4 protein-coding genes are annotated in these 1643 nt (G+C 37.9%); 2 read left to right on the top strand and 2 right to left on the bottom strand.

Annotated features, from left to right (window positions below; translation table 11 throughout):
* A partial coding sequence (locus tag IQ211_RS19140) for a Thoeris anti-defense Tad2 family protein (RefSeq protein WP_193836469.1) occupies positions 1-239 on the bottom strand: 239 nt, incomplete at its 3' end.
* Between the two features lie 553 nt (positions 240-792).
* Here IQ211_RS19140 and IQ211_RS19135 point away from each other — a divergent pair.
* Both IQ211_RS19135 and IQ211_RS19960 read left to right on the top strand, forming a co-directional pair.
* Positions 793-1137, top strand: a complete 345-nt coding sequence (locus IQ211_RS19135; protein ID WP_189761386.1) for a hypothetical protein — start codon at positions 793-795, stop codon at positions 1135-1137.
* 25 nt (positions 1138-1162) lie between these two features.
* Positions 1163-1285 carry a hypothetical protein gene (locus IQ211_RS19960; protein WP_262985625.1) on the top strand — a complete coding sequence of 41 codons (123 nt, stop codon included), beginning with the start codon at positions 1163-1165 and terminating at the stop codon, positions 1283-1285.
* Positions 1286-1336: 51 nt separating this feature from the next.
* Here IQ211_RS19960 and IQ211_RS19130 read toward each other — a convergent pair.
* Positions 1337-1643 (bottom strand): phage tail fiber protein (locus tag IQ211_RS19130; protein WP_476756477.1); only part of this gene is annotated, 307 nt, incomplete at its 5' end.

Genomic DNA, 1643 nt, shown 5'->3' with positions numbered 1-1643 from the left:
CCAACCGCTACACCATCAACCGCGTAAGCACTGCCTTCTTCTACGATTAAGTTACTCACACGTGGTGTAATCGCCAGATACATTCCTTTGTCACCCCAGACAGAACGGGTAACACGTTTGCGAAGTTTTAATTGAATCAACGCCCAAGAGAAAGAACCTACTGGGGCAATAAAGCAATCACACTGATATTGTTTTGGATCGAATGGACATTCACATTCGGGCTTAATAACGTCAGACATACTATTTCCTTGTTTAATTATTAATTGCTGGACAGCCCGAATATATTAACGAATGGGGATAGTTGAATAAATTGATGGGGATTGTGTGGGGAGTGGGACAAGTGGGTACAAGGCAATAATATAACTAGTGATACAGTTTTGAGTTGAAATAATATTTTTTATTTAGTTCTGTGTGAATTAATTATGGCAGTTATCTCAAAAATCAGACAATCTCCTATCAAATATCAATAAAAGTAATGTAGTGTATGATGCCCTGCACAGGCGCGAAGTGATGCTTAGTAGCATTATTTAGTAGGATGATAGTAGTGTTTCTGAACGCTTGAGCATAAAGAGGTAAGCTACAAACATAATATTAGTTAATAATCTGTTAAGTAACTGACAAATATAAGTTTGCAGAATTTAAATTCATTAGAAGTTAAATTAAACAAAATCAGTTGATTGAAATTCATTGGTGTTGTTTCACCTCTTTCATTATTGGATGCGTAGTTAATGATTATTTACCAGACATACCTTGCAAAATACATTGTCAAGTATTATATATGGAGTATAATTTGTGACCCATCAATTTCATAATGCAGTACTTAAGGATGATGCTCAGGCGTCTGTTCAGGAAAGACAGCTATATGGCATAAAGAAAGCTGTAGCTGGTTTAGTTGAGTTTGTGACTGTAAGTCTTGCTGAGCTAGGGATTGATAAATTACATGAAATAACTGACCCATCCTTAGATGATTTGGCTGATATCGTCTCGCAACTGAGCCATGAAGCTAAACAGCATGACGATCTTAATCTTCAGCAAATCCTGTTAATTGCACAAATGCTAATAAACGATATCAAAATTAAAAATCCAGAAATGTGTGCTAATAGTGCAATGATGTTGAAAAAATCACCGCTATACTAATATAAATATACCTAGGAGACTATCAATGACCAAACAACAGAGCATTAATAAAATGCTAGCACTTTCAAGGCGATTAGATAAAATTGTAACAGAATTATATGCTCGCAAAGAAGAAGTACTAGCACGAACTTATCATAAAGTTGCCTGAATTAAATACCCTTGCAGAAAGCCATCTTATGGTGGCTTTTTGCTTATTCATCTACCATGTCACCTGTTCACCATCCTCTGTCACCTTCCCCTGCCTCAAATTCCACACCGAATCCTCCGGCATCTGGACACGAACATCTAATCGACAGCCTTCGGGAATATCACAAGGTTCAGCATCGGCATAGTAGACCTTTTCACCATCGACAATGTCTTTTATCCGCTTGTTCTGGAACTGCTTAGGTAAATGAGTGTGCTGACGGTGGAATGTCTTGATGGTGATGCAACCGTCCTTTTGCACCTGGTCATCAATATAGATGAGTTCCAGTCCGTTATTGTTCTTAGGCGACGAGATGCCGCCG

The organism is Xenorhabdus griffiniae, assembly GCF_015163655.1.
GTDB classification, from domain to species: Bacteria; Pseudomonadota; Gammaproteobacteria; order Enterobacterales; family Enterobacteriaceae; genus Xenorhabdus; species Xenorhabdus griffiniae.
The sequence above is the reverse complement of the archived record's forward strand: the minus strand, read 5'-3'. Positions and strand labels throughout refer to the sequence as shown.

Bases quoted from the DNA above. Each gene is read 5' to 3' on its own strand.
- IQ211_RS19960 (WP_262985625.1), top strand. From the start codon at position 1,163: ATGACCAAACAACAGAGCATTAATAAAATGCTAGCACTTTCAAGGCGA.